This window comes from Rothia sp. HMSC066H02 (genome assembly GCF_001814995.1).
GTDB lineage: Bacteria > Actinomycetota > Actinomycetes > Actinomycetales > Micrococcaceae > Rothia > Rothia mucilaginosa.
This window is the reverse complement of record NZ_KV818673.1, coordinates 178,316-199,091: the sequence shown is the minus strand read 5'-3', so window position 1 is coordinate 199,091 and position 20,776 is coordinate 178,316. Positions and strand designations below refer to the sequence as shown.

The following is a 20,776-nucleotide window of genomic DNA, read 5'->3' as shown; positions in this document are numbered from 1 at the left end:
GGTTTCGATTTTTTCGCCGTATCGTCCCATATCACCCCCGAAAGAGGTGACATAGACACCCGAAAATAAGAGAATGGAAACATGACTACTTCTATTGACCCTACGACCACCTCCGCGTGGTCTGCTCTGTCCGCTCACCACAAGTCCCTCACTCCGAACCTGCGCGAATGGTTTGCCGCTGACCCGGAACGCGCGCAGAAGCTCAGCTTCACCGCCGACGAACTGCACGTCGACCTGTCCAAGAACCTGATTACCCCCGAAACCGTCGAGCTGCTGGTCAAGCTCGCCGAAGAGGTCAAGCTGGAGCAGGCCCGCGAGGCAATGTTCTCCGGTGAGCACATTAACGTCACCGAGGACCGCGCCGTGCTGCACACCGCACTGCGCCGCCCCGAGGGTTACACCCCCGCACTGACCGTTGACGGCCAGGACGTAGACGCAGACGTTCACGCCGTGCTGAAGAAGATCTACGCATTCGCTGAGCGCGTGCGCAACGGCGAGTGGACCGGCATCACCGGCAAGCGCATCGAGACCGTTGTGAACATCGGTATCGGTGGCTCCGACCTGGGCCCGGTCATGGTGTACGAGGCTCTCAAGCCCTACGCAGACGCAGGCATCACCGCACGCTTCATCTCCAACATTGACCCGACCGACGTGGCTGAGAAGGTCTCCGGCCTGGACCCCGAGACCACCCTGTTCATCGTCGCGTCCAAGACTTTCGGTACCCTCGAAACCCTCACCAACGCGCGCGTGGCACGCGAGTGGCTGCTGTCCGCACTGGCTGAGGCTGGCGCTCTGGAAGGTAAGGAAGCATCCGAGGCTGTGGCTAAGCACTTCGTGGCTGTCTCCACCGCACTGGATAAGGTCGCAGCATTCGGCATTGACCCCGAGAACGCTTTCGGCTTCTGGGACTGGGTTGGCGGCCGCTACTCTGTAGACTCCGCGATCGGCACCTCCCTGGCTATCGTTTTCGGCCCGAAGGTTTTCGCTGACTTCCTCGCCGGCTTCCACGCAATGGATGAGCACTTCCGCACCGCTCCCCTGACTCAGAACGTACCCGTTCTCATGGGTCTGCTGAACATTTGGAACGTGAACTTCCTCGGTGCTGAGACCCACGCGGTTCTGCCCTACGACCAGTACCTGCACCGCTTCCCCGCATACCTGCAGCAGCTGACCATGGAGTCCAACGGCAAGTCCGTTCGCGCAGACGGCTCCTTCGTCAACTACGCAACCGGTGAAGTGTTCTGGGGCGAGCCCGGCACCAACGGCCAGCACGCTTTCTACCAGCTGATCCACCAGGGCACCCGCCTGATTCCCGCGGACTTCCTTGCCTTCGCTAACCCGGTCCACCCGACCAAGGACGGCGAGCAGGACGTTCACGAGCTGTTCCTGGCTAACTTCTTCGCACAGTCTCAGGCTCTGGCATTCGGCAAGACCGAGGAAGAGGTTCGTGCAGAGGGCACCGCAGAGCACGTGGTCAACGCACGTATCTTCAGCGGTAACCGCCCCTCCACCTCCATCATGGCGCCGCGCCTGACCCCGCGCGTTCTGGGCTCCCTGATTGCCCTGTACGAGCACATCACCTTCGTTCAGGGTGTTGTTTGGGGCATTGACTCCTTCGACCAGTGGGGCGTTGAGCTCGGTAAGAAGCTGGCGCTGGACCTGGTTCCCGCTATTGAGGGTGACCGCGAGGTTCTGGAACGCCAGGATTCTTCGACCGCCTCGCTGATTGACTACTACCTGAAGAACCGCACCAAGTAGTAGCTCGAGCCTGCATGTGCCGGTTTTGTAGCCCGGCTGTGTAGGGTCAGCGCAGATGCACAAACCGCCGGATAGGCTCCCAGTTAGGGAGGCTATCCGGCGGTTTTGTTATACGGGTTTTAGCTCTATACCGTGCTGCTAGTTCACGGCGGGCAGGGTGTCGGAGGCAACCTCCGCAATAATGCGCACCACGGTGGATTCGGGCAGCTGCGGGATGCCCTGCTCGTCACGCACCACGCCACCGGCGTCACGGTGGGCGGTCATGCCGGTGTCTTCGGTGGTCTCTTCACCGTCAGCATGGGTTGCGGGCACGTGCACGAATCCGGCGGGGATGCTCAAACCCAGTTCACGGCTGATGCGCTGGCCCTCGTAGAACACGTGGTTGCAGACATAGGTTCCGGCGGTGTACGAAATCTCGACCGGCTCCCCCGCCGCACGCAGACGCTCAAAGCTGGCGCGCACCGGCAGGGAGGAGAAGTACGCCTCCTGACCGCCAGGGGCAATCGGCTCATCGCAGCGCTGGTCGCCGTCATTATCTTCAATACCGGCGGAGTCCAGGTTGATAGCTACCTGTTCGAGGCTGACCACGTCGCGGCCGACCGCCACGCCCAGGCTGATGAGCGCATCGGGCCGCACATCCTGCAGTGCGGTGCGCAGGGCGGTGCTGGATCCGTCGTAGCTGACGGGCAGCTCCCGAGTGATGACGTTCAAATCCGGGCGCATCCGGGCCAGCAGACGCTGAGCACCCTCAGCGAGCGCTACGGTGGGGTTCACGGGCACGCCGGGGAACGGGCCAAAGAAGGTCAGCAGCAGGGTGCGTGCCTGGTTGGGGGTGGTTGCCATAGTCAATCTAGCTTTCTGCGTTGGTTTTATTCAGCAGCGTTCTTTTCGGCAGCGCGGCGCTCCAGGTCCTTGGCAAGCGCATCCAGCAGCTCTTCGGGAGTGGTGGCGATGATGAGCTCGTCCAGGTAGCGTTCGTTGAGCAGGCCGGTGGACGCCATGTAGTGCATTGCGTCGATGAGCTTGTCCCAGTAGCCGTTGACGTTCAGCAGGGCGACCGGCTTGGAGTGAATATCGAGGAACTGCCAGCTGAAAACTTCAAAGAACTCTTCGAGGGTGCCGGGGCCGCCGGGCATGGCGACGAACGCGTCAGCCTTGTCGATCATGGCAATTTTGCGCTGGTGCATGGTGTCCACAATGTCGAGGGTGGTCTGGCCGGGGTACACGCCTTCCAAGCCGACCAGCTTGTGGGTGACCACGCCGTAGACCACGCCGCCGGCGTCCAGGGTTGCGCCCGCGACGGTGCCCATGAGGCCGGTGCGGCCGCCTCCGTACACCACGCCAATATTGTTCTGGGCGCAGAGGGTGCCGAGTTCCTGGGCGCGGGTGGTGAAGAGCGGGTCGTTGCCGGAGCGTGCACCGCAGTAGACGGCGAGGTTGTAGTCAGTCTTCTTCATGGTTCTCCTTGGGGTGTATGGGGGGGGGTTCCGGGGTGGAGCGCCTCTATGCGTTCTACCCGATAGATGTTGCTGTGTTGAGGTTACCGGATGCACCTGTGTACCTCATGTGTGCCGCCAGCCGGTTCAGGAGTGGCGTCAGGGGCGGTGGTTACGGTAGCGGGGTTCGTGCCAGCAGCGGGAAGATTTGCTCGGTATTCAGCGGTGCCTGCGATGCAGAATCGAAGGGGCTGCTCATGGCGGGGTTGACCCAGCGCAGCTCAGCGATTTCTGCCTGCGGCACCAGAGAAGCCAATAGCTCGTGTTGTTCGTCGGTGGGTGCGTATTCGTAGGTTTCGGCGCGTACCGTAAAGCCTGCCTCGTTCAGTGCCGCCGCTTCCAGGAGTCCGCGGTGGTGCATCCGGGTGGGGTCGGGGGTGAGCCCGATTTCTTCGTTCACTTCGCGGCAGGCGGTCTGTAGCGGGGTTTCTCCCGGTTCGGGTTTGCCGCCGGGCATCATGAACCCGTCACTGCCCCGTTTGCGCACGGTGAGTACGAGCCCGTCCCGGTTGCGGATTGCTACAGCACACACGTTCACGACGCGGTGCGCGCTGTCGATGGCGCTGTGCTCAGTAGCGCTGTACTCAGTAGCGTTGGGTTCGGCGGGCGGGGCTGCTTCTACTCGGTTCTGCGGGTTCTTCTGCGTAGGCATCTTTCTACCCTAGCATTTCCGTATCCTCCAGCCGGCGCTGTGCATGTTTGTCTTATCCATCCGCCCTATTGTGCGCCCTGTAGGCACTGGTTTTACGTAATATTTCGGCGAGTTATCTTATGTCCGGTTCATGCGTTTAGGTGCGTGTTACGGTGTAATTAACCGCGATGTCGCGGTACCGTATACGCACTCGACTTGGCGTGATACAGGAAGAGTGCGGATCACTCAATCACCCATGTAGAAGGAACTTCATGATGGCTAACTCTTCTCGTGCCCGCCGCTACGGTAGCGCCGGCGCTTCTGTTCTTCTTGCCGCATCCTTGAGCTTGTGCGCTCTGCCTTCTGTTGCGGCAGCGAATACCCCGAATCCGGATAACCCACCGGTTATTACGGTCTACAACTACAAGGTTGAGACCAATACCCGTAAGCTGAAGACCGCCCTGCGTCTGAACAAGATTACGTTCAAGGCATCGAAACTGCCCGCGAAAACTACCGCTTTCGCCCCGGCTTTGCACGAGGCAAACCATAGGGGTTTCCCGTTTCTGAACCCGATTCAGACGGTGCGCGTTGAGGGCCCGTTCAAGGACGGCACGGCGACTGCGACCCATTACGTTCCCGGTAGCCTGATTGACCCAGCGAAGAACTACAGCTTCGTCGCTAATATCATCGTTGATGGTTACGGGGGCGGTCAGGTTCTGCGCATGGACGTTGTGAAGGATAGCGCCGCACCGGTTCTGCACGTGGATTCGCCGCGTCTGAACACCAAGGGTGAGACCGTGTTGAAGGTGCGCGGTACCGGCTACACCGGTGAGGCGACCCCGCACGGTGTGCGCGTGGTGGTGTCTGATACGAATGTGTGGGTTCCCGGTCGTTTTCCTCAGACGGGTATGCGCTTCGTGGCTGAGGTGACCGTACCTGCTTCGCAGATTCACAACGGTGCTTTTGAGACGGAGGTGAAGGTCCCGGCGGATGTTGCGGCGACGCTGAATACCTCTCACAAGTACATTGCGGGCACCATGGCGGCTGGCGTTCAGGGTGCTGAGTACGGTTCGTTTGATGCGCAGAAGCCTCTTGAGCTTTTCGCGCAGGAGCCCGTGGTTTCTGCGGTTCCGACCTATGCTCCGACGGTGGCTCCCCTGCCCGAGGCAACCGTGGGTGTGAACCCCACCGATGCACCCACCGTAGCGCCCTTGCCTGAGGCAACCGTGGGTGTAAACCCGACTGACGCACCCACCGTGGCACCTCTGCCCGAAGCAACCATTGGTGTGAACCCGACCGACGCGCCGACCGTAGCACCCCTGCCGGAAGCAACCATTGGTGTGAACCCGACCGACGCGCCGACCGTAGCACCCCTGCCCGAGGCAACCGTTGGCGTGAATCCCACTGACGCACCGACGGTTCCCGCGTTGCCGGAAGCAACAGTCGGCGTGAACCCCACTGACGCACCGACCGTAGCACCCCTGCCGGAAGCAACCGTTGGCGTGAACCCGACGGATGCGCCCACCGTAGCGCCCCTGCCTGAGGCAACCGTGGGCGTGAACCCCACTGACGCACCGACCGTGGCACCCCTGCCCGAGGCAACCGTAGGCGTTAACCCAACCGATGCACCCACCGTGGCGCCCCTGCCGGAAGCAACCGTGGGTGTAAACCCGACTGACGCGCCGACGGTTCCTGCACTGCCTGAAGCTCCGATGCCTGCCGATAAGGCACCCGCGGCAGATCAGGCACCGGCTGCCGATAAGACCCCCAATGCGGACAAGCTGGAGGACGCAACCGTGGCGCATCCCAAGAGCAAGCCAGCTCAGAGCAAGCCCGCTCAGGAGGCTCCGGTGACCGCCGCCCGCTCCGCAAAGGATTCTCTGGCACAGGACAGCCTCGCTAAGGAGAGCAGCCCCAAGAAGGCTACCCTGGCGAACACCGGTGCATCCAGCGTTGGAGTGATTGTTGGCATTGGTGTTGCCGCGATCTGTGCTGGTCTTGGCTTGAGCGTTCTGCGCTCGCGCCGCCACTCCTAAGAGCTGCAGGGCATACAGCCTAGCTCACCCGTGCGGAATAAACTGCAGATAGCAAAGAGCCGCCGGCTCCCCCATTCAAAGGGGAACCGGCGGCTCTTCACGTATCAGCCAATTCAATCAGCCGGCGCAAGCGTTCGCGTTACTTCGAAGCCTTAACATCAATACCGCTCACATCAATCTGCTCCAGCGGAATCAGTCGGTCACGAGTGACCACGCGGTGCACCAGCCAGACCGCGATAATCACGGGCAGACCAATGTAGGAGCTGAGCACGCCAGCCCAGTCGCCGCTCAGGAACGCCTCGTAGTTCTGGCCGCCAATAACGACCAGGCACATGAGGAAGGCGATAATCGGACCTGCAGGGAAGAACGGCGCCACGTAGGGCAGGTCCTTCAGGCTGTTACCCTGCTTCAGGTATGCGCGGCGGAAACGGTAGTGAGCCACGGCGATACCCACCCAGGTGATGAAGCCAGCCAGACCGGACACATTCACCAGCCACAGGTACGCCCCATCCGGCGAGAGCAGTGCAGCGATGAAGCCGACCGCGCCGATAGCTGCGGTTGCCAGCAGCGCGTTCATAGGCACGCCGCCGGAGTTGATGCGGGTGAACATCTTCGGTGCCTTACCCTCCTGGGCGAGCGCGAAGAGCATACGAGCCGAAACGTACAGGCCCGAGTTACCTGCAGAGAGCACTGCAGAGAGAATCACAGCGTTCATGATGGCTGCCGCGAAGGCGATGCCCGCACGCTCAAAGATGAGGGTGAACGGGGAGATGTTGATGTTGCCGTCCGCTGCGGTGAGCAGGTTCGGGTCGGAGTAAGGAATCAGGAAGCCGATGACGACCATCGCACCAATGTAGAAGAGCATGATGCGCCAGAACACGCTGGTCAGCGCACGGGGCACGTCGCGGCGGGGGTTCTCAGATTCGCCGGCGGCCACACCGATCATTTCGGTGCCCTGGAAGGAGAAGCCTGCCACCATGAAGATGGCGAGTACGGCGGGTGCGCCGCCGACGAAGGGTGCCTCACCGACGGTCCAGTTGGAGACGCCCGGGGAGCTACCGCCCAGGATGCCGAAGATCATGGCGATACCCGCGATGAGGAAGACGACCACGGTGACAACCTTGATGGTGGCGAGCCAGAATTCGCTTTCACCGTAGGAGCGTGCCGAGAGGGCGTTGATGCCGGTCAGCAGCACGAGGAATCCTGCCGCCCACACCCAGGATGGGATGTCCGGGAACCAGTACCTCATCACCTCGCCGACGGCGACGAGTTCGGCTGCGACGGTAATCGCCCAGTTGAACCAGTAGTTCCAACCCATGGCGAAGCCGAAGGACGGGGACACGTAGCGTGCCGCGTAGGTCTGGAATGCGCCGGGGACGGGCAGGTGCGCTGCCATCTCGCCGAGGGACTGCATGAGGAAGAGCACCATGACGCCGATGAGGGCGTAGGCGAGGATTGCGCCGCCGGGGCCTGCGGTGGAGATGGTCTTACCGGAGGCGACGAAGAGGCCGGTGCCGATTGCGCCGCCGATTGCGATCATCTGCATGTGGCGAGCGGAGAGGCCTCGCTTCAGTTCACCCTCTGCGGGGGTGGCTTCCGATGCAGCGCCGGAAGTCTCTGTAGGCTGTGCCATGTCAGGTCTTCTTTCTGAGGCTATTGCTTCGTGCGTTTGCTAGCGGTCTAGTCTGGTGTCCAGTCTAGTCCTGCCGCGGGTGGTGCCGCCGAAGGTTTGTGCCTGGGTCAAGAAATTCTTTAATCATAAGGATTTCTTACGTACCGTAAGTTTTCCTAATCTGAGGGTCAATCCTACTCGCTTTTGAGGCTCTTTTCCACCCAAAACCACAAAAACACAGAAAAACCCTCCCGCACCGTTCATGTATAAGCGGTACGGGAGGGTTCCCTATCAGGCTAATTTACCCGATCTATTCAGCTCACCCGGCTTTAGTCAGCCAGGTTGTGGAACGAAACGTTCGTGGGGTGCTCCACGGTACGAGAAACGGTGCAGTCCTTCTGCTCGCTGAGCTGAATCAGACGGTCCACCATCTTCTGTGCCTTGGCGCCCTGCTCATCGGCGGGGAATCGCACATCAAAGTCCACCTCAACGTCGTCCAGGCGCACCGCGCCGTCTTCGGTCTGCTTCAGCGCCGAGGCGAGCACCTCGAACACCTCGGGGGTGGAGCGGCGGGAGGTGCCCGCGTCCACATCCACGGAGGAGCAGCCGGCAATTGCGGCGAGCAGCAGCTCGACGGGGGTCAGCAGGCCCTCGCCCACACCGAAGTCGAGGGTTGCGCCGTTGGCACCGTAGGCACGGTAGCGCAGGCGGTCGATGCGCTCGATCTTGGTCTGGCGGTAGTTGTCGAGTTCGCGGCGTTCCTGCTGGCGCGAGTACACCTTCTTCTGCTCTTCTGCAGTCTGCACGGTGTTGTTCTGCTCAGCGTTGTTCTGTTCAGCCATTGAGGTTCCTTTCGAGTTGTCTGCGCGGTCGCTAGGTTATTCAGCGCCGCGTTGTTTAGCGTCATTCACTATAAGCGTGTTTCTCATTATTTTATTCCCGGACTCTTTTTCTCGTCGGTCAACCGGGCACTCCTATACACTGGAAAGCCGCGGCGGAGCTTCGAAGTCCCTCACGCACACAGTAGATTTTTTGAAGAGCACAACATACACAAGGAACTCTTTTATGGCACAGACCCCCGGCGCTGAGCTTCCCTGCACTGAACGTACGAGGCGTCCCGGCACTGGGCGTACGAGCACGCAGAGTGATTTCCGCTTGGCTGTTGCGGATTCTTCCGTGGTGATGCTCGGTATCGCTGTGCTGGGTTTGGGTTTGGGTATTATCCTCAACGCGCACGGCCTGCCGATCTGGACTGCGCCGCTGCTATCTGCCCTAGTTTTTGCCGGTTCGGTGGAGTTCCTCATGGTGGGTATGGTCAGTGGTGGCGCGCCCCTAGCGTCGATTGCATTGACGGTGTTCCTGGTGAATGCGCGCCACCTGGTGTACGGTCTTTCCTACCCGTTGCACAATGTGAAGGGTTTCTGGGCTAAGGCTCTGGCGATTCACACTCTTTGCGATGAGGCGTTCGCGGTTAACTCCGGTCCCGACCGTCATGAGCGTTCGGGGGCGCGCATTCTGTGGGTGAACATGCTGATTTACGTCTCGTGGGTTCTGAGCGTAGTCCTGGGGTATGTGCTGGGCGCAAGCTTCCTCAACGATCTGAAGGGTGTGGATTTCGTGATGGTGGCTATCTTCACGGTTCTTGCGATGGACGGCTACCGCGCTAACCCGGATCGTGTGACGGTGCTCTTTGTGGCGGTTTCGGCTGCGGTTGCGCTGATTTTTGCGCCGTCCTCGTTCTTGGTGGTGGCTCTGGGTTCGTATGTGGTGCTGCTGCTGGCGCGTTTCCCGGTGGCGAAGCGCCGCGGTACTCTGCCGCATCGTGCTGTGCTTGAGGTAGCGGCTGAGACTGAAAGCGCCGCTACCGCTGATGCTCCCGCTTCCACACAGCGGTAAGAACGTTACATACGTGTTCAAAACCGGTTAGGATAGATGAGTGGAGCTTAGCTCTCCCCTCTTTCTATTTCTAGGATTACTAAAATGCCTCCCGCGCGAACCTGCACGGAGGCTCCCAGAGGTGAAGGTACCCCATGACTCAGATGAAAGACACCGCTAAGGAAACTAGCGACGCAGAACGCTGTGCCGCCCCGGAGTAACACCGCACCGGGAGCGGCATCACCCGAGGTCACACACGAGAACTACTGACGCGCACAACCACCCGCGCAGAAAACTCGCGCAGGAGGAACGACCCTCCGCCTCCTTGTTTCGCGGCTTTCATCAACTCACGTACCTACCGCACTACTTAGCACCCGGCCCTTCTTCGGGCGGGCTCTCCCTACCCTTTTTCGCGGATGCTTTCACGGCTTTATCCGCACGCCTCTTTCGGGGTTCTTCTACTCTTTTCGGGTTCTTTCGCTGAGTATGTGCAGAAAGAGAAAATCTTCATGAACAGTGAAGTGACCACCGGCTATATTCTTGCCGCGATTCTTGTGGCTGCTGTTATTACGTTCCTGCTTCGCCTGCTTCCCTTCGGTTTGAAGAAGGCTCTGGCTGGCTCCGAACTTTTGGATGCGCTCAGCCACTGGATTCCGCTCGGCGCGGTTGCGCTGCTTGCCATCTATGCGGTGGCGAAGATTAATTACTCCTCGTTCGCTACGGCGGCACCGTACCTGGCGGGCCTGGTGGTGACCGTGGGTGCGCACCTGTGGCGTAAGAATATGGTGCTGAGCATGGTGGCGGGTACCGTCACCTGCGTTGTGCTGGCTAACTGGGTTTTCTAGGAGGGTCACGATGAGCATCTCTAAGAATTCTGCTTCTTCCCCCGCTGTTTCTTCTCAGCCCGCACCTCAGCAGGCGAGCCAGGCCGCGCCCCATCAGGCTTCTCCCGAGCAGGTGGAACAGGTCATTGCTTCTGCGCTTCCGCTAACCGGAATGATTCCCGTGGTGGAGGCCCCCGCCTCCCCCGATGCGCAGGACTCTCAGCAGCCGTGCGAGAGCGGCTTCGCGGAGGCGATGCGCGTTGCCGGCGTGATTATGCTGGGCCTGTTCTTTGTCGGCATTGGTCTGGGCGTGCTGGTGCACAGTTACGGCCTGCCGTTCTGGGTGGCTCCCCTGCTGCCGATGCTGGTTTTTGCCGGCTCGGTGGAGTTTGTGCTGATTGATATGGTGTCGAATCACGCCTCGCTGTTCTCTATCGCGGTGATGACTCTGCTCATTAATTCGCGCCACCTCATGTACGGCCTGTCCTACCCGATTGAGCGTGTGCGGGGTGGTTTGGCGAAGTTCTACACCGTGTACACCCTCATTGATGAGGCGTACGCGCTGAACACCGGACCGGACCGCCATAAGCTTCGTGCCTCCCGCATCCTGTGGATCCACGCGGGCCTGCACCTGAGCGTTCTGACGAGCGCAACGCTCGGTTATGTGCTGGGTGCAAGCTTCTTGAGTGAGCTCAAGGGTGTGGATTTTGTGATGACTTCACTATTCGCGGTGCTCGCTATCGATGCGTATCGCAGTTCTAAGGACCGCACGACTGCCGCTATTGCGGGTGTGTCTGCGGCGGTTGGTTTGTTGGTGTCGCCGCAATCGATGCTACTGATTTCGATGGTGGTGTACATTCTGCTGCTGGTGTCGCGTTTTGTGGTAGCTAAGCGCCGCGGCACCCTGCCGGAGCATATGCTGGTCGCGGACGAGGAGCCCGCCGCAACCGACGCTCCCGGCAATCCCGACGCCTCTGCACACTAAGTCTGAATCGCGCACTAAGTCTGAATCGCGCACTAAGTCTGGATATAGTAAAGCGCCCCGCCCACCCGAAATACCGGGTGGGCGGGGCGTTATGCTGTCGCCAGCCGCATGTGTGGGTGAACCCTAGATCATGCGCTGTAGACGTTCAGTATCTGCTGTGCTGTGTACCGCCAGGTGTCCCTGACGGAAGTACTATGCGGGTGCCGGGCTTACGTCCGGTCCCGTACTAAGCTTACTTGATAGCTACTAGTTGATAGCTATTAGGGCTTACTTGATAGCTGCCAGGGCTGCTTCGTAGTTGGGCTCGTTGGTGGTTTCGGGAACCAGCTCGGTGTAGACAACCTCACCAGCGGGGTTCACGACGACCACGGAACGTGCCAGCAGACCAGCCAGGGGGCCGTCCACGAGCTTCACGCCGAAGTCCTCACCGAAGGAGGAGCGGAAAGCGGAGGAGGTCACAACGTTCTCAATGCCCTCGGCTGCGCAGAAGCGGCCGATTGCGAAGGGCAGGTCGTTGGAGACGCACAGCACGACGGTGTTCTCCAGGCCTGCAGCCTGCTTGTTGAAGGTGCGGACGCTATTTGCGCAGACACCGGTGTCGACGGAGGGGAAGATGTTCAGCACCAGGTTCTTACCTGCGAAATCTGCGGAGGAAATCTCGGAGAGATCAGCCGCGAGAACCGAAAATTCGGGCAGCTTTGCGCCGACTGCGGGCAGGTCGCCGTTGGTGTGGATTACGAGTTCGTTCTGTAGAGTTACTTCAGCCATGCTTTCATTGTCCCTTGGATAGGGCGGGTGTGCAAGGGGACACAGGCTCTAGTGGGTGGAGTTTCCGCATAGCTGATTTTCTGCGGTGCCGCTTCGCTTCAGCGGCACCTCTACAATGGGCAGGTGAGCATTTTGAGGCATGTATCTTCCCGCCTTGCGCCGCTGGCGCATCCCGTGACGAATTTCAGGGCACTCCGTCAGGACCTGCGCCGTCAGCGGGTGGAGGGTCGCGCCCTCGTTGATCCGCAGAATACGTACCGTCCGAGTGTGCGCGCTGAGCTGCGCCGCATGTTCACGCGCCCTCTCCCGGTAGAGACGCAGACGCTCCTGTGTAACGCCCTGCTGGCGGCGATCTGCTGGTATCTGCTCCCGGAAGCGTGGCGTTCGTGGCTGTTTAGCGAGTTTAAGGGCCCGGCTGGTTTTGCGCTGGTGATGGTCGGCTGGATGGTTGCGGACGTCACCTCAACGAACCTGATGGGCCACGATGAGGAGCATGCGTTGCGTGCGTTGCGCAGTAGCGACCCGCACGCCCTGCACCTGTTCGTGCGCACGAAGGCTATTGCAATCGGTCTGATCACGGGTGTTTCTGGCACTCTGCTGGCGCTGATTCTGCACAGTCAGGACAAGCACCTGACCCCCACTCTCATGATGTCCCTGTCGTTCTTTGTGGTGCCGGCTATTGTGGTGTCCTTGGGCTCGATTCTGGGCGTGATTTATCCGTACCGTCTGCGCGGCTGGCAGTTCCGTTGGGCGCACCGCAAGAACCTGCGGATGAGCGTCCGCTGGGTTCTGCTCTGTTTCGGGCCGGGCTGGGTGCTGGGTACGGTGCTGATGTCGCTGATGTTCCCGTCGATTTTCCTGTCGGATGCGCTCGCGCACCTTCTCAACTCCGGCGTGGATCCGCGCGATGTTGCGTTCCGGCCGCTACTGTTTTCGCTGACTTTGTGGGCTCAGGGCGCGATTAGTCTGTGGGTTTTTCCGCGGATTACGGCGCGTATTGCGACCGCGAGGCGCGGCCGGCTGGTTCATTATCTGACGGACGATAAGGTCTGCTAGCCGATTTGTGTTGCCGGGGGTTTGGGCCGGGCAGATGCTCACACATGTCACGGTAACGAACGGCGCTGGTAACGAACGGCACTGACCGCGCGCACCACGTGCCCGCCTCTTTTTCCCTATACTGGACGAGTTCACTATTCACTTCTTGACCAGCACCGGTGCGCGCTGCCGCGCATCTTCAGGAGTATCCATGTCTTCTAATCGCCGCCGTTTCACCGGCCGTACCGCTTTGGCTCTACCCGCATTGGGCGCCGCTCTAGCTCTTGTTGTCACTTCCTGCTCGGCAAGCACTGATTCTGCTGTTTCGGGTACCGTAGTGTCTTCTTCTAGCAGCGCTTCTGCATCCGCGAGCGCGACCTCCACTCAGGCGCTGTTCCCGACCCCGTCGGCGAGCCCGAGTGCATCCGCGAGCGCTTCCCCGAGTGCTTCGTCGCCTGCTCCGGTGCCGTCGGTGGTGACGATTACGGTTCATGCTGAGCCGACGGCATCCGAGTCGAAGTCGGATTCCAAGTCTGAAGCTAAGTCTGAGTCGAAGAAGGATTCCACCTGTGCGTCTGATTCTGCGTCGACCGTGGTGTCTAAGGCTCTGCGCGAGTTGAAGAATAAGAGCAAGTGGGATCAGTGGACGAACGTTTCGCGCACGTATGAGGGTTACGACCCCTGTGCTGAGCTGTCGTGGATTGACGCGATTCCGGGTTCTTCCCCGTCTGATTGCTGCATCTCCTCGATGGCGCACCACATTCTGCTGTTCCACCGCGGCAAGTTCATTGGTACCGCAACCTATGAGCCGTACTCGTTCTCTCCGGTGATTACCCGCACTTCGGACAGCTCGATTAGCGTGACCTACCGCTACGTGAAGGGCGATGAGAGCTCCGCCAGCGCGAGTGGTCGCACGACTGCTGAGTTCAGCTGGAGCTCTTCGCAGAACAAGGTTGTTATGACCGGTGAGGTTCCGCCGAGCGAATAGCCGGTTCACCTTATAGGCTACGTGTTTGAAGCCCAGGAGGTTGGGCATACGAGAAACCCGCCGTCTCGCATATGGTTCATATGTGAGACGGCGGGTTTTCGTTGCTTAAGGATATGTAGAGTGCCCGAGGGCTAGCTATTTAGGCAACGAACTTCTTGTAACCGAAGTATGCGGCGCCTGCCAGGATAGCGATGCACAGAATCTTCTTCACGGTATAACTCCTTTGATTGTTCCGGTAGGCACCCGGTGTTTTACTCCGTCTGGCGACTCACCTAAAGGTGGGGGCAGGCGGGGCGTCATCCGCACGTGGTGCCGTTGTTCCCTATCTTACCTGCTTTTGAACAACGTTTTTCTGTTTGGCGTGCCTAGTCCGCATTTTAGACAGTCAAACACTCAGCGGTTCAGCGCATCGTTGAGGCGGGGAATAAGCCTCTGACGGGCGCATAATGGGAGCATGAGTATTTTTAAGAAGAAAGAGTACAGCGCTGAGCGCTCGGCTACTCGCATGGCTCGTGCCCTCGCTGTGATGGGTGCGCTGCACTTCATCATCCCGGATCCCTTCGACTCGATTGTGCCGAAGTACCTGCCGGGTCCTGCCCACGCGTACACTCACGGTTCGGGTGTAGCTGAGCTGGGCACCGCTGCCCTGCTGGCTAATGATAAGACCCGCCGTGCCGGTGGCCTGCTTGCGGCGCTGCTGTTTGTTGCGGTGTTCCCCGCGAACATTCAGATGGCTCTGGATGCGCGTAACCAGTCCACTCAGCGTAAGGCTATTGCGTATGGTCGCCTGCCCCTGCAGCTGCCGATGATTTGTAGCGCTCTGAAGATTTGGCGTAAGTCGAAGTAGTCGCTTCGTTCATTAGGAACGGCACCTCAGTGTTTTACACGTAAAACATTGAGGTGCCGTTTACCTTAACATACCCGTTATTAAGCTTTCCGTAACCAGCATTGCCTACACTGGAACTAACACATCACCTGTCACAGCGGCAGGTGTACAACCTTTGGAGAGAACAATGGGCACTCTTATTGGCACCATTATCACCGGCGCAATTATTGGCGCGATTGCACGTTTCTTCATGCGAGGCCGCCAGAATATTTCGCTTCTTTGGACCATTGTCTGCGGCGCTATCGGCGCGGCTATCGGCAACTGGGCGGCCGCTCAGCTGGGCGTTGCCGTAACCGACGGTATCGACTGGATGCGTGGGATTCTTTCGGTCTTCGCGGCGATGCTGACCATCTCCCTGTACCTGGGCATGACCGGCAGGAAGTAGCAATCCGACCCATTGAGGGCTCACGGAGTCCCTCATATGCAAAGGCGGCACCTCCCCTAGCGTGAGCTAGTGCGGGAGGTGCCGCCTTTTCTGTGCCTCGCAAGAGGCGTTACGTCTTCTTGGCTTATATCGCCTGGGCTTACGCCTTCTTGATTTATGCCTTCTTCACCACGGAGGACTTCAGGTACATCTGGCCTGCGCCGGGGACCTTCGCCTCAATGTCGTGGCCGTTGACGGGGGATTCGAGCAGGCGGATGCCGCGCACCTTGGTGCCTGCCTTGATGTCTGCGCCGCCCTTGACCTTCAGACCCTTGACGATGGTGACGGAGTCGCCGTCGACGAGCTCGTTACCGACGGAGTCGAGAACCTTGGAGCCTGCTGCTTCTTCGGTTTCGCCTGCTGCGGTGCGTTCCCATTCGTGGCCGCACATGGGGCATGCCCAGAGTTCGCCCATTTCGTAGGTGTAGTTTTCGTTGCATTCGGGGCAGGCGGGTGCTTCGATTTCGTTGAGGTTTTCGCTCATGGTTCCTTCTTAGATCTGTGCGGATGCGCCGCTCCCCTACTGTGTGTGGCTGCGGCGTGTGGGCGCGCGTCAGCGAGGGCGGGGTGCGACGGTGGAGGGTGCGAGGGTTCTCGCGTTCGTGCTGACTATACCATTTGGCAGGTGTGAGCCGCATGTGCGGGGCTGGTTTTTGCCGGTCTTTTGGGGTGGATGCGGGGCGTGGGTGAAGCCGAAAATAAAATTTGCATGGTTTGTGCGTAATATTTTGGTTGGGAGGTGCTTCTGGATGGCTGCGGCGTGTAGAGTACTTAGAGTATTTGTACGTTTTGAGTAGTGAAAGGCACGGCTTCATGAAGCTTTCTGCACGTAACCAGTTCGCTGGCAAGGTTGTTGAGATCACCGAGGGTGCAACCAACGGCATCGTTAAGATTGAGATCGCTCCGGAGGTTGTTATCTCTGCCTCCATCACCAACGAGTCCATCAAGGAGCTGGGCCTGAAGGTTGGCGAGACTGCATACGCAGTCATCAAGGCATCCAACGTGATGGTTGGTGCTGACCACTAATCCCGGTCGATAAGACTTACACCCGGCGGCTGCCTTTTGTGGCGCGCGAGGGTTAATAGGGCGGAGCCCCGCACTGTGTGTACAGTGCGGGGCTCCGCTGCTTTCTGAGGTAGACCCCATACAGGAGGGACTGGACCCTCACCCTAACCTGCGGGGTATTCTCGTCATCGCTACTGGTTGAGTCTAAGGTTTGAGAGTTTGAATGTTCTTCATCGTGTTGCTGCGCTTGAGACAGCGAACGAATGACAGTCTCTTGGATATCTCGTACGATATCTTTGACCGGCCTGGATTCGTCAATGCCGACCTCAATAGTAGCTTGACGCGAGCCTGATTCAACGATTACGCCAAAGCGGGCCTGCGGCATGCGGCTACCGATCACTTTCAGGGTGCTACCCAGCCCAGGTTCGATTCCTCGTACTCCGGGAATGGCAGTGACCAGCCGAAGTAGCTCGGCGGCAGAAAAGTTAGTCGTCATGATGAATATCCTCGATATGTACATTGACTGTCGGGGAGACTCCCAGGTTCTTATCGCAGGCTTCGCGGACGGCTTCGCGGACTTGCTGGGCCAGTTGCGGTAGGCTTTCAACGGCACCGTGAGCCGAGACTCGGCAGGATACAACCTCCGGAACCCCCAGACCGCGATGCTCTTCGCTTGAAGGTGCATGCTCAAAAGAAGAACGCAAGGAACGTGCACCGGGTACTGAGTCTACAGCGCGGCGAATAAGAGCCCTCAACGAAAACTCAGACATGCTGTAGGGACCTAAATCTGTTGCTGGCATCTCCACTTGCTTACCGTGTCGGGTTTCAGCAAGAATAGCTTCCATTAGGGGGCGACGGGGCAGGACCGAGTCATTCCCTTCAGATTCCAGGCGGTCCCATTCTTCGTGCAGGGAAGCAATAAAACGTAGGTACTCGCGGGTGTCTGCATCATCCCGCTCATGGGATCGTACGATTGACCTCACCGACGCTGCTGAGTGTCGGACCTTATTTGAGAGGTTTTTGGCGTTACTCAAGCCCACTCCTTCATCAGGCGTATGACGAGAGAACGGGCTCGTGCCAGCCTCCCACGGACGGTCGAAACTGTCAGGTTCAGTGTCTTGGCAATCTCTTCGTATGACATCTCATCGATTTCTCGAAGAATCCATACTATACGCAGTTCAGGTTCCACGGACGCCAAAAGATCGGCAAGGGCCTGAATCTGCGCATTAACTTCACTGGACTCAGCCGGGTCAGCGGTACTGCTCGACGTCATCTCAGCCGCAGCGCTCACACCTTCGAGTCCTTCTGCATCATAAGGATCCGTGGCACGACGCTGACGCTTACGCACCATACTAGTAGCTTTATTAGTGCAAATCTGCATAATCCAGCCACGAAAAGCTGCCGGTTCCCGAACTAGGTGAAGGCTACGCCAAGCCTGGACGAGGGTATCCTGAACAATATCTTCACTGTCCTGACGGTTCCGAACAATCATATATGCAGAGCGGAAAAGACGCCCTTGATAACGCTCAACAAGCTTCTCAAAGGCGTCAATATCTCAGTCCTGAGCACGCAGAACAAGGTATCTGTCCTCGTCCTGCGTTGCTTCAGACAAAGCGCTCAGCTGCGCGGTGGGGTATTGATGGGATTGAGGTTCCGGCGCCACCTCGCTCTGAGGGTTATGCGCCAATACTCTCTCCCGTGATTTCGGGTGCATGATGGCCAGTTACAGATTCGGAGACATTACGTGACTTCGAGGAACGCTCCAGCCGTACTAGAACGTCAATCTGCTTGGGGCTCGCGCCGAAAGATACTGCCACATCATTATTAAGTCGGTTCTTGAGTTCAGCAATAGCCCACTCAACCTCACACCCCTGAGAGACAGTAGCCTCTGCCTGAACCCACAGGCTCTTCGGGGAGCCAGTAACCCAGACAGCGCACTTTTCCACACCAGGGACTTCCTGAGCACGCTCAGACAGAGCCTGCGCCAGAACCTCAGGTGCCAAAGTAGCCATCAGCACACCCTCAGAACCGCTAAACCTCAAAGGGGAGGCAGCAGCTTTACGGGGAACCTGCGCAACCAGCATGAACAAGCCGGCAACGACAATAAGTACTGATACCAGTGCTACTACAGGCAGGAACCACGGCGTGTGCACCATAGGTCCGATAAAGCTAGCTACCGGGTCCTGTGCAGAGGCCAGGTAAGGCGCAATTTCCGGCCAAGCCTGACCAGCATTGAAACCCGAAGCTAAAAGCCAAAAGGACACTACTACAAGGAGAAGCCCAAAGGTGGCCAGGACAGTTCTGTTCAAAACACCAGAAACTGAACGCATATTCGTATCTCCTTTAGCTAATATGCTTAATCCGCACGCGACTACGTGCAATACCCACGGGTGCGAGCATCTTTAGAACTTCGTCGGTCTTCTTCCGTGCAGCTTCACGCACGGGGCCGAGGTCGTCCAAGACGCTATGGACAACAACGTCTACGCGGGAGCCGTTAGCGGTAACGATAGCGGAGTGGACACCGTCAATCTGCTCAACCTGGGTCTGAATGAGGTTAGCCAAGTCTCGGCGCTTTGCGACAGTCTGACCGGGAATATCGTCGGGGAAAATTTCCACACGATCCGGAACTCCCGGCCACACAGCGCCAATGATCATAGCCAGACCGCACACCGCCAGGATGATGGCGAAGATAATAGCCGTGACGGAGCCAAGAGTGGTAGAACCAATAGCGGTGAGGGTACCCACCATAGACTCAGGCCAGGCACCGTTCACCATTCGGTGAACCGCAAGCCAAACCACCAGTCCCCCCAGTGCAAGCAAAACCAGAGCCAACAGGATGCTAGGGATGCTTCGCGAGGGACGACGAATTAGTTTCGGAACAGGTGTACTCATTTAAGGCTCTTCCTAACGTGGCTGCTCGGATTGAGCCAGGATATCTCGATGTTAATCTTGCCCACGCTAAGCCCCGTGAGGTACTCAACGCGGTTACGCACGTGTGCGCGCAGATTTTCGAGGATGGGGGACAAAGGTGCGGGGAAGACCAGTCCGATGTCCAGGTGCAGGACTGCTACCTGGCCGTAGAGTTCACACTGGGCTTCAGGGCGCGAGTCGAAGTTGTGGCGGGTACCAATTCCCAGTACGCCTCCAGCATTTGAGCCAACGTTGGCGCTTTCATTTGCAGCCTCAGCTGCAATCTTTGCAACGAGTCGCGCGGGGATGGTTGTGGTGCCGCGGTGCTCCCAGGAAGAACGTTCTTCCTGGGAAGCACTTAGCTGCGTGTTTGCATGCTGGTTCGCGGTCACCATCGTCACTTCTTTCGCCCGTCCAGGAGGCTTCGGACATCGACCCGGCCCTCCAGGCAGAGGCCTACGGCCCATCCGGCAAAGCCACACAGGGCTACCAGAACGAACGTTCCGAAAGAACCGAAGGCAAGAACGGCTCCAAGGAACAGGCCCACCAGGAGGGCCAGGTGCGTTGTCTTCATAAGAACTCCTTAGATTAAGGCGTTGGATGCGGGTTACTTGAGGTCGGTGTCCTCGGACTTGTTAGAGTCGTCCTCGGGCAGGTGAACGTCGGTAACGTTGATGTTGACCTCAACAACCTCGAGACCGGTGGTGCCCTCAATCTGCTCGATAACGTTGCGACGAATTGCGTCGGCAACCTCGACGATGGAGACACCGTACTCGACGACTACGGTAACCTCGACAGCTGCCTGGGTCTCACCCTTCTGGACGCTAATGCCGCCAGCAACGTTGGTCTGAGCGTTGGGGATACGGTCGGTCACTGCGTTGAACGCACGGCGGACAGCGTTGCCCATGTCGTAGACGCCGGGGATTTCACGAGCTGCCATGCCAGCAATCTTTGCGACGACGCTCTCATCAATGGTGGTAACACCGTGCTCGGTCTGGAGGGGGCCGCGGGGTTCCTTGGTCTCTTCAGCCTTGTTCTCGTTGTGCTCGCGCTGCTTTGCGGTCTGGGGGATAGCGTTGTTGCTCATTTGGAGCCTCTTTCGTAAAAATCCGAGATGGTTAATAACGGTTATGCACGATGCAGTAAGCAATGTAGTCAAGGTGCCCTCGGTGGCATCCACGATCAGCTTTCTTCATTGACTGATCTGACTGGTTTTGCTGCCCGTCATGTTTGCCGTGCTAATAGTTAGACGCTACCAACTGCGGTTTCGTCATAGCTTTATTTTATGCAGTGCATCACATAACTCAAAAAATGGTCTTCTTTCGCGTGTAACAATCCATCACAAACATATAGATAGGTAGCGCACCATTGCCGTATATCCCGCCAGATAAGAGTTACCGCAACACCACAGACGACCACTTCGGAAGACAGCTTTCTATCTTGTCATCCTATAGATTCAAGCAAGAAGATAGCCCAATCAGACTCTTCAGAAGAAGCCAACAAAGATAAAGCGGAGCCCCGCACTGTACGTACAGTGCGGGGC

24 protein-coding genes are annotated in these 20,776 nt (G+C 58.7%); 10 read left to right on the top strand and 14 right to left on the bottom strand.

The features are described 5' to 3' along the window. The first annotated feature begins 81 nt into the window (after positions 1-81). A complete protein-coding gene (gene pgi, locus HMPREF2999_RS03590; protein ID WP_070675789.1) occupies positions 82-1,758 on the top strand; it encodes a glucose-6-phosphate isomerase in 1,677 nt (558 codons plus the stop codon). A gap of 138 nt (positions 1,759-1,896) precedes the next feature. Here the strand turns inward: pgi and HMPREF2999_RS03585 are convergent, their stop codons facing one another. The 3 genes from HMPREF2999_RS03585 to HMPREF2999_RS03575 all read right to left on the bottom strand — a co-directional run bounded on the left by HMPREF2999_RS03585 (position 1,897) and on the right by HMPREF2999_RS03575 (position 3,906). Then, positions 1,897-2,601, bottom strand: a complete 705-nt coding sequence (locus HMPREF2999_RS03585; RefSeq protein WP_070675791.1) for a pyroglutamyl-peptidase I — start codon at positions 2,599-2,601, stop codon at positions 1,897-1,899. Between the two features lie 26 nt (positions 2,602-2,627). Then, complete coding sequence (locus tag HMPREF2999_RS03580) at positions 2,628-3,215, bottom strand: LOG family protein (RefSeq protein WP_070675793.1); 588 nt, start codon at positions 3,213-3,215, stop codon at positions 2,628-2,630. Between the two features lie 151 nt (positions 3,216-3,366). Next, a complete protein-coding gene (locus tag HMPREF2999_RS03575) occupies positions 3,367-3,906 on the bottom strand; it encodes an NUDIX hydrolase (protein WP_210399531.1) in 540 nt (179 codons plus the stop codon). Positions 3,907-4,157: 251 nt separating this feature from the next. Here HMPREF2999_RS03575 and HMPREF2999_RS03570 point away from each other — a divergent pair, with 251 nt between their 5' ends. Continuing rightward, a complete protein-coding gene (locus tag HMPREF2999_RS03570) occupies positions 4,158-5,921 on the top strand; it encodes a hypothetical protein (RefSeq protein WP_070675795.1) in 1,764 nt (587 codons plus the stop codon). Between the two features lie 139 nt (positions 5,922-6,060). On the opposite strand, the gene HMPREF2999_RS03565 is transcribed toward HMPREF2999_RS03570, so the two are convergent. Both HMPREF2999_RS03565 and HMPREF2999_RS03560 read right to left on the bottom strand, forming a co-directional pair. Beyond that, positions 6,061-7,554 carry an amino acid permease gene (locus tag HMPREF2999_RS03565; RefSeq protein ID WP_049338140.1) on the bottom strand — a complete coding sequence of 498 codons (1,494 nt, stop codon included), beginning with the start codon at positions 7,552-7,554 and terminating at the stop codon, positions 6,061-6,063. 308 nt (positions 7,555-7,862) lie between these two features. Continuing rightward, a complete protein-coding gene (locus tag HMPREF2999_RS03560) occupies positions 7,863-8,375 on the bottom strand; it encodes an OsmC family protein (protein WP_210399530.1) in 513 nt (170 codons plus the stop codon). A 223-nt stretch (positions 8,376-8,598) separates the two neighbouring features. Here HMPREF2999_RS03560 and HMPREF2999_RS03555 point away from each other — a divergent pair, with 223 nt between their 5' ends. The 3 genes from HMPREF2999_RS03555 (at position 8,599) to HMPREF2999_RS03545 (ending at position 11,217) form a co-directional block, all read left to right on the top strand. Further along, positions 8,599-9,429: an AzlC family ABC transporter permease gene (locus HMPREF2999_RS03555; RefSeq protein WP_070675797.1), complete on the top strand. Its 831-nt coding sequence runs from the start codon at positions 8,599-8,601 to the stop codon at positions 9,427-9,429. A gap of 488 nt (positions 9,430-9,917) precedes the next feature. Next, positions 9,918-10,253 (top strand): branched-chain amino acid transporter permease, encoded by a 336-nt coding sequence (locus HMPREF2999_RS03550; protein ID WP_070675799.1) that lies wholly within the window; start codon positions 9,918-9,920, stop codon positions 10,251-10,253. Between the two features lie 10 nt (positions 10,254-10,263). Continuing rightward, complete coding sequence (locus tag HMPREF2999_RS03545; protein ID WP_070675801.1) at positions 10,264-11,217, top strand: AzlC family ABC transporter permease; 954 nt, start codon at positions 10,264-10,266, stop codon at positions 11,215-11,217. 267 nt (positions 11,218-11,484) lie between these two features. Here HMPREF2999_RS03545 and tpx read toward each other — a convergent pair whose 3' ends face one another. Further along, positions 11,485-11,985 (bottom strand): thiol peroxidase, encoded by a 501-nt coding sequence (gene tpx, locus HMPREF2999_RS03540; RefSeq protein WP_049338137.1) that lies wholly within the window; start codon positions 11,983-11,985, stop codon positions 11,485-11,487. Between the two features lie 174 nt (positions 11,986-12,159). Between tpx and HMPREF2999_RS03535 the strand changes: the two genes are divergently transcribed. From HMPREF2999_RS03535 to HMPREF2999_RS03520, 4 genes are all read left to right on the top strand, one after another. Beyond that, positions 12,160-13,041, top strand: a complete 882-nt coding sequence (locus HMPREF2999_RS03535) for a hypothetical protein (protein ID WP_141757034.1) — start codon at positions 12,160-12,162, stop codon at positions 13,039-13,041. Between the two features lie 190 nt (positions 13,042-13,231). Then, the gene (locus HMPREF2999_RS03530) at positions 13,232-14,008 is read left to right on the top strand and encodes an LppP/LprE family lipoprotein (protein WP_070675805.1); all 777 of its coding nucleotides are present in this window, start codon (positions 13,232-13,234) and stop codon (positions 14,006-14,008) included. A gap of 454 nt (positions 14,009-14,462) precedes the next feature. Further along, complete coding sequence (locus tag HMPREF2999_RS03525) at positions 14,463-14,855, top strand: DoxX family protein (protein ID WP_005505158.1); 393 nt, start codon at positions 14,463-14,465, stop codon at positions 14,853-14,855. Between the two features lie 166 nt (positions 14,856-15,021). Continuing rightward, positions 15,022-15,279: a GlsB/YeaQ/YmgE family stress response membrane protein gene (locus HMPREF2999_RS03520; RefSeq protein WP_070675807.1), complete on the top strand. Its 258-nt coding sequence runs from the start codon at positions 15,022-15,024 to the stop codon at positions 15,277-15,279. A 154-nt stretch (positions 15,280-15,433) separates the two neighbouring features. Here HMPREF2999_RS03520 and HMPREF2999_RS03515 read toward each other — a convergent pair whose 3' ends face one another. After that, a complete protein-coding gene (locus tag HMPREF2999_RS03515; RefSeq protein WP_060824477.1) occupies positions 15,434-15,802 on the bottom strand; it encodes a zinc ribbon domain-containing protein YjdM in 369 nt (122 codons plus the stop codon). 329 nt (positions 15,803-16,131) lie between these two features. On the opposite strand from HMPREF2999_RS03515, the gene HMPREF2999_RS03510 reads away from it, so the two are divergent. Beyond that, a complete protein-coding gene (locus HMPREF2999_RS03510) occupies positions 16,132-16,344 on the top strand; it encodes a TOBE domain-containing protein (RefSeq protein WP_005505155.1) in 213 nt (70 codons plus the stop codon). 52 nt (positions 16,345-16,396) lie between these two features. On the opposite strand, the gene HMPREF2999_RS09535 is transcribed toward HMPREF2999_RS03510, so the two are convergent. The 7 genes from HMPREF2999_RS09535 to HMPREF2999_RS03480 form a co-directional block, all read right to left on the bottom strand. After that, the gene (locus HMPREF2999_RS09535; RefSeq protein ID WP_070675809.1) at positions 16,397-16,819 is read right to left on the bottom strand and encodes a transcriptional regulator; all 423 of its coding nucleotides are present in this window, start codon (positions 16,817-16,819) and stop codon (positions 16,397-16,399) included. Continuing rightward, a complete protein-coding gene (locus HMPREF2999_RS09270) occupies positions 16,809-17,363 on the bottom strand; it encodes an Asp23/Gls24 family envelope stress response protein (protein ID WP_371325958.1) in 555 nt (184 codons plus the stop codon). The genes HMPREF2999_RS09535 and HMPREF2999_RS09270 overlap by 11 nt, the downstream gene beginning before the upstream one ends. Next, positions 17,354-17,875, bottom strand: a complete 522-nt coding sequence (locus HMPREF2999_RS03500) for an RNA polymerase sigma factor (protein ID WP_256370704.1) — start codon at positions 17,873-17,875, stop codon at positions 17,354-17,356. Before HMPREF2999_RS03500 ends, HMPREF2999_RS09270 begins: the two co-directional genes overlap by 10 nt. Positions 17,876-17,999: 124 nt before the next feature. After that, positions 18,000-18,335, bottom strand: coding sequence for a hypothetical protein (locus HMPREF2999_RS09580; protein ID WP_239663393.1), 336 nt, complete (start codon positions 18,333-18,335; stop codon positions 18,000-18,002). A 331-nt stretch (positions 18,336-18,666) separates the two neighbouring features. Next, a complete protein-coding gene (locus HMPREF2999_RS03490; RefSeq protein ID WP_049354190.1) occupies positions 18,667-19,215 on the bottom strand; it encodes a DUF6286 domain-containing protein in 549 nt (182 codons plus the stop codon). Next, positions 19,212-19,628, bottom strand: a complete 417-nt coding sequence (locus HMPREF2999_RS03485) for an Asp23/Gls24 family envelope stress response protein (protein ID WP_070675811.1) — start codon at positions 19,626-19,628, stop codon at positions 19,212-19,214. Before HMPREF2999_RS03485 ends, HMPREF2999_RS03490 begins: the two co-directional genes overlap by 4 nt. A gap of 212 nt (positions 19,629-19,840) precedes the next feature. After that, positions 19,841-20,320: an Asp23/Gls24 family envelope stress response protein gene (locus HMPREF2999_RS03480; RefSeq protein ID WP_005508462.1), complete on the bottom strand. Its 480-nt coding sequence runs from the start codon at positions 20,318-20,320 to the stop codon at positions 19,841-19,843. Positions 20,321-20,776 lie beyond the last annotated feature (456 nt).